Source organism: Desulforamulus profundi (assembly GCF_002607855.1).
On record NZ_AWQQ01000132.1, the window covers coordinates 1 to 5930 of the forward strand.

A 5930-nucleotide genomic window follows, 5' to 3' on the forward strand; every position below is an offset into this window, starting at 1 on the left:
GACAGTTTCAATGAATAGCACAACTCGACACCACCGCCGACAAATTTTAAATTTATTCTATTATCACATGATGTAAAATAGTAAGAAAGACATTGGGGGTTAAACCATGGGCAGGAGACCTCGGGTTGGTACCCAGGAGCCATATACCATGTTATTTGCAGAGGAAATCATCGGCTAAACATTTACAGAGACGATGAAGACAGACGAATATTCTTACATATACTTATGCTCGAGGAAATCCCTGGCAGAAAATCGCTGCCAGGGATTTCCAAAAAGTGCCTGGCACTTTACTAAACTAAAGTGAAGGCGCTTTTTCTTTTCCGGGTCATCCTTTTGGGTCTGGTGGTTTCAATGAAAGGCTACCTAGCGTGCCAGGTACCGTCTCGCATGAAAGTTGTATACGAGCACAAAAAGTTACYGACGGACGGAACCAGGCACCGCCCCCGGCAAATCGGGGAAATTGCACAAAAAACACTTGCATTTTACTAAATTAAAGTGCAAGTTCTTTTCTTTTTTGGGTATTTTTTGGAGTTCGACAGTTTCAATGAATAGCACAACTCGACACCACCGCCGACAAATTTTAAATTTATTCTATTATCACATGATGTAAAATAGTAAGAAAGACATTGGGGGTTAAACCATGGGCAGGAGACCTCGGGTTTGGTACCCAGGAGCCATATACCATGTTATTTGCAGAGGAAATCATCGGCTAAACATTTACAGAGACGATGAAGACAGACGAATATTCTTACATATACTTATGCTCGAGGAAATCCCTGGCAGAAAAYCGCTGCCAGGGATTTCCAAAAAGTGCCTGGCACTTYACTAAACTAAAGTGAMGGCGCTTTTTCTTTTCCGGGTCATCCTTTTGGGTCTGGTGGTTTCAATGAAAGGCTACCYAGGCGGTGCCAGGTACCGTCTCGCATGAAAGTTGTATACGAGCACAAAAAGTTACCGCCGGACGGAACCAGGCACCGCCCCCGGYAAATYGGGRAAATTGCACCAAAAAACACTTGCATTTTACTAAATTAAAGTGCAAGTTCTTTTCTTTTTTGGGTTATTTTTTGGAGTTCGACAGTTTCAATGAATAGCACAAATCGACACCACCGCCGGCAAATTTTAAATTTATTCTGTATATCACATGGTATAAAATAGTAAGAAAGACACAGGGGGTTAAACCATGGGCAGGAGACCTCGGGTTTGGTACCCAGGAGCCATATACCATGCTCGAGGAAATCTCTGGCAGAAAACCGCTGCCAGAGATTTCCGAGATTTCCAAAAAGTGCCTGGCACTTCACTAAACTAAAGTGACGGTACTTTTTCTTTTCCGGGTCATCCTTTCGGGTCTGGTGGTTTCAATGAAAGGCTACCCAGGCGGTGCCCAAAAAGTTACCGACGGACGGAACCAGGCACCGCCCCCGGCGGTGTTTGTCAAGATAGTTGTCGCTAATACGTTCAATTTTTTTGTATTAAACCCACCGCCGGTCTTGACTCCATGTGCTAATAATGGGGTAACCCGACCGACGGATATACGCCAACTAGAAACCTGTATACGGTCGGGTAAATTAAYCCTAGCACATGGGTCAAGACTCTTCGCTTCGCTACGACCGCAAGCGGCGGCTACTGGTAGTTAGGGCAAYGTTCCCCTCCCTCTGGAGACCGCCTGCTTTATTAATTTTAGGATGTACACTTTTCCTTCGTTTTTGATTGTTCGGTGCGTTCGGGATTAAGCCAAACGATATCATCTAATGTCCAGTCTCTGATTGAGCCAGCCCATCTCTCTGGGTGCTTTGATTTAGCTTCTTCATAAACCCGTTTTCTCTGCTCCAGAATTTGTGTTGAGAGACCGTTATGTCTTTGTTTTGGGGTCAGGAAATTAAGCCCACTGTGTCTGTGTTCCTGGTTGTACCATGTTACAAATGTTAGCACCCATTGCCTTGCCTCAGTTAGTGTTGCAAATCCTTTGGTAGGGTAATTAGGGCGGTATTTGCATGTACGGAAGATGGATTCAGCGTATGGGTTGTCGTTGCTTACTCTAGGGCGGCTTCTTGATGGAGTTATCCCCAACTGATAGAGGGTTTCCAGTAGGGTTGCCCCTTTCATAGGGCTGCCGTTGTCTGAATGCAAGACTAATGGCTGGTTAACTAACGTGCGTTTTTCAGATATTATTGCCCGCCGTACTAATATACTGGCGTTCTCAGATAATTCTTCGGTCCATATATCCCAAGCAACTATTTTGCGGCTGAACAAATCCAATATGAGATATAGATAGAAATAGATGCCCTTAACAGGTCCCGGAAGGTAGGTAATATCCCACATCCAGACTTGATTAGGTCCGGTGGCACAATGTGTTGAAATGGGTTTTGAACCTGGTTTTTTAGCTCTTCCCCGATGGTATTGCATATTGTTTTCTTTCAGGACTCTGTAAAATGTTGACTCAGAAGCTATATAAATGCCTTCATCAGCTAGTCTAGGTACAATTTGACTGGGTGGTAAACTTTTGAATTCAGGTTGATTCGCTGTTTTTATTATGGCTTCTCTTTCATCTGGACTAAGTTTGTTTGCAGGCTTTCGTTTGGTGTTTACGCTGGTCTTCATCAGGTGATAGACTGCTTCTCCAGCGTTGCAGAGTACGCTGAGATATTCCAAGCACCTTACAAGCCATTGGTTCCCTGGCCCCGTTAGCAACAGCTTCTTTGATCAGTGAAATAACTTTTTTGCGATCTGAGACACTGATCAGTCGTCCTCGGGGTCCCCCCAGATCGCTTGGGCCTTTTTTCTTAGAACCAGGAGTGCAGCAGTTTCAGCAAGTGCAGCTTCTTTCCGTTTAAGTTCCTTTTGGAGGTCCTTAAGCTCTCGGTCCTTTTGGCGAAGATCCTTTTGTAGTTGGGCAGCCTGTTGGCTACGCCACCATTGGCCTGCATACAGGCATCCCGCCAGGCCTCCACCTGTTCAACAAAGAGACCTTTAGAGCGGCAGTATTCTGCTAATTCAATCTCGCTTAAGGATGCTGTTTCAACAACAATTAAGAATTTATCCTGTGTGCGCCATTTTTCTGCTTCAGGCTCACCGCCTGGAACTGCTATGCCGTTGGCTCTGGCCTTTTTCTTCCAGCTGTGTAGCGTGCCCTCTGAAAGACCTGTTTCTCTTGCGATGGAATTAACAGATTCATTATTGGGTGGCATCATTCTTTTGATAATGGAGTACTTGAATTCATCACTGTATCTTGTCATAGCTTCCTCCTCAGTAATGGTACTTTTCTTACTATAGTTTATTTAGAGGTCTATGACAACTATCCTAACACAGGGGGAAATCGGTGTTGATATGTCTGTGTTCCCTACAGCCAAACACTTGTGTTCCTGGGCAGGAGTGACTCCTCAAAACAACGAGAGTGCTGGCAAGAAACATTCTGTTCGCATATCCCGTGCCGGTGTTTATATCAAGCCACTTTTGGTACAGTGCGCCAACGCTGTTGTTAAAAGTGATAAACACCCTGAAATCAAGGGTCGCTATTTATCTATCAAAAAGCGACGTGGCCATAAGCGTGCTATTATAGCTATTGCACGAATGTTGCTTACTGCCATTTATCACATCCTTAAGAAAGGTGAACCCTATAATCCCGAGCTTTATAAGAAAGCTGAACCTATTCCYGCATCTCGTGAAATCACAGTAGAACAGGCTATTCTTATAGCACGTAGACACGGGTACTCTGTAGTTAAGGATTGATAGAAATACACAAGTTGTCACTATTCATTTTTTAAAGACTGTCCCATGGATGGTCTGTTTGCTATGCTCTTTTTTAGTTTGTGCCCCCCGTGGAGCTGGTTTCAGACTTTCCTCCTCGGACTGCTGCTCAATTAACTATACTTGTTTTAGAGGTCTATGACAACTATCCTAACACAGGGGGCTTCCAATCAGATCTGTTATCATGGATTTTCAAAAATAACTTGCCCCCTATGATCATACCCCAATATTTTATACTCGACATTATGGCTGTAATCTACTACAATGAAGGTTTTATAAACACTTGAAGCTATTTCTTTCCAATTGCCGTCTTTCTTTTTATAGACTTTTGTTGTTTTAATTTCGTCTGAGTTAACTACACCAACAACTGCCGTGTAATTTTTGTTATTTACAATACCTGAAGTAACAAAATATTCAACTGGTTCGTTATTTTGTAATTGAATTCCCCCTTCAATATTTTTATCAGCGATCATATTTCTATTGTTTTTATAAAATTTATGAGCTATAAGATAATTATCGCGCAAGTATAAAATTAAAAAAGTATTAGTATCAATTTTTTCTTTTGCCAAAATATTATAATGAGATACCCTTATCTTTTGGTTGTGCAAATAAAATTCAAGTGCATCATCAGGATTAACAGCATATTTAGTACAACCTACTGCAAATATTAAGATTGCTATTATTAAACATGGTGTTAACAATAACTTCATGTTATTCATTCCTTTTTAATAAGGCACCCATTTGGGTGCCTTATTGTTAATAGTAATAATGCATATGACTACTTGGTTCTTTTGAAGCTGTATCTGTTCCACTGGTTGATAGTGTAATTGCCGGCGGAACCGACACTACAAAAGATAACTCATAATTTGTTGTTTGATGCCAATAAGTGTAAGCTACGTCTCCCATGGTCCCAGAGTTAGTTGTTTTACCAACTTCAACTTGAAAGGTACCACTTAAATTATACTGTTTGTTGTACATTCCCCAAGCAACCCCTGAGTTTGGGAAAGTTTGTTTTTATATGTGCTGATTAATCCCCCGGTCACATTCTTTGCTGTCCAAAGTGATCCAATAATAGGAGTGCTACCAGCCCAGCCCATAGTTACATAGTCTCTTCCATATCCATTTGTTGACCATTGGTGATATCCTTTAAACAAATAGTGGCATTTATAAGTATCACCTTTTGTTGGCTCGTATATATTTGTACTGCTCTGACTTAGAGTAAGATATTGAATGTCACTAGAAGCCCCTTGTATAGTAACATCCCCTGCTTTAACTGGTTTACCGGCCTTATAATCTTTTTCTTGTTCCGCTGTTAACCAAATTTCATTATTATTTTTTACAATGAAAGGGAATTTTGCTACTGTTCGGCTTACGACAGTATATCCTTTTGCTAAGGCATCCAGATAGTCACGTTTTTCATCCTCATTTATGAAATTAATTTTCGACGGATCCGAAAGTATTTTTGGATCTGTTATTGTTTCTGAATATGACGCCTTAATCTCCTTTTTAACTGTTTCCGCACCAGCTACAGAACCGAAAATCCCTATAGAAAATAGTAAAAGTAAAGGCATTATTATTAATATTCTTTTCATTAGCTTAATTACCTCCTTAATTATTTTTGAAAGAAGTCTACTCAGAAAACAATATTATTTTATTAATACATTGGACCCACCCCCCTTTTCCTACTAGACAGACAAGGGGGTAGGTTGGTTTTAAAAATAAATCGTAATATATCTACAAATATCGACATTATCAATAATAATAATTGATTTCAACAAAGGAATTAAATAGTCATATATAGAATTATTTTGTAAAGATAACGAAACCTCTTGGGAGGTAACTATGTCTATAATTAAACGTCTGTTCTCAAGAAAGAAAAAACCAGACAAAGAGTACAGCGAGCTCATATTTCGACTGTATTACAATCCAGCTTATGAAGCAGTCTATTTTTACTGTGGTGATGCTTCAATCGCAGAAGAAGCTGCCCAAGAGGCAATATTTAAAGCTGAATTAAGTTGTCAAGGTATTGACACTTTGGAAATAAATAACAGCTCCCCTTGTTATCCTAAAATGTTCTTGGTGAGCCCCAGAGGTTAACTTAAATTAAAGTGGCGCCGAAGGGAAGTCTTGACGGACGGGGTCCCCGCGTGTGGTACAATCGAGTAACCGGCGGGGCGCAATCTGTT

General features: G+C 41.0%; 3 protein-coding genes and 2 pseudogenes. 2 read left to right on the forward strand and 3 right to left on the reverse strand.

Annotated features, from left to right (window positions below; translation table 11 throughout):
• Positions 1 to 1677: 1677 nt before the first annotated feature.
• A pseudogene (locus tag P378_RS17295) lies at positions 1678 to 3233 on the reverse strand (IS3 family transposase).
• Positions 3234 to 3303: 70 nt separating this feature from the next.
• Between P378_RS17295 and P378_RS17300 the strand changes: the two are divergent.
• Positions 3304 to 3726, forward strand: a pseudogene (locus P378_RS17300) (transposase); the annotation flags it as partial.
• Positions 3727 to 3926: 200 nt separating this feature from the next.
• Here P378_RS17300 and P378_RS17305 read toward each other — a convergent pair.
• Positions 3927 to 4454 carry a hypothetical protein gene (locus tag P378_RS17305; protein ID WP_099084083.1) on the reverse strand — a complete coding sequence of 176 codons (528 nt, stop codon included), beginning with the start codon at positions 4452 to 4454 and terminating at the stop codon, positions 3927 to 3929.
• A gap of 243 nt (positions 4455 to 4697) precedes the next feature.
• Positions 4698 to 5336, reverse strand: a complete 639-nt coding sequence (locus tag P378_RS17310; RefSeq protein ID WP_099084084.1) for a hypothetical protein — start codon at positions 5334 to 5336, stop codon at positions 4698 to 4700.
• Positions 5337 to 5586: 250 nt separating this feature from the next.
• Here P378_RS17310 and P378_RS22455 point away from each other — a divergent pair, with 250 nt between their 5' ends.
• On the forward strand, positions 5587 to 5841 hold the full coding sequence (locus P378_RS22455) for an RNA polymerase sigma factor (protein ID WP_238473387.1): 255 nt from the start codon (positions 5587 to 5589) through the stop codon (positions 5839 to 5841).
• The last annotated feature ends 89 nt before the right edge of the window (positions 5842 to 5930 follow it).

Excerpts from the sequence above, each read along its gene's own strand:
- P378_RS22455 (WP_238473387.1), top strand. The coding sequence starts at position 5,587 with ATGTCTATAATTAAACGTCTGTTCTCAAGAAAGAAAAAACCAGACAAA.
- P378_RS17310 (WP_099084084.1), bottom strand. The coding sequence starts at position 5,336 with ATGAAAAGAATATTAATAATAATGCCTTTACTTTTACTATTTTCTATA.
- P378_RS17305 (WP_099084083.1), bottom strand. The coding sequence starts at position 4,454 with ATGAAGTTATTGTTAACACCATGTTTAATAATAGCAATCTTAATATTT.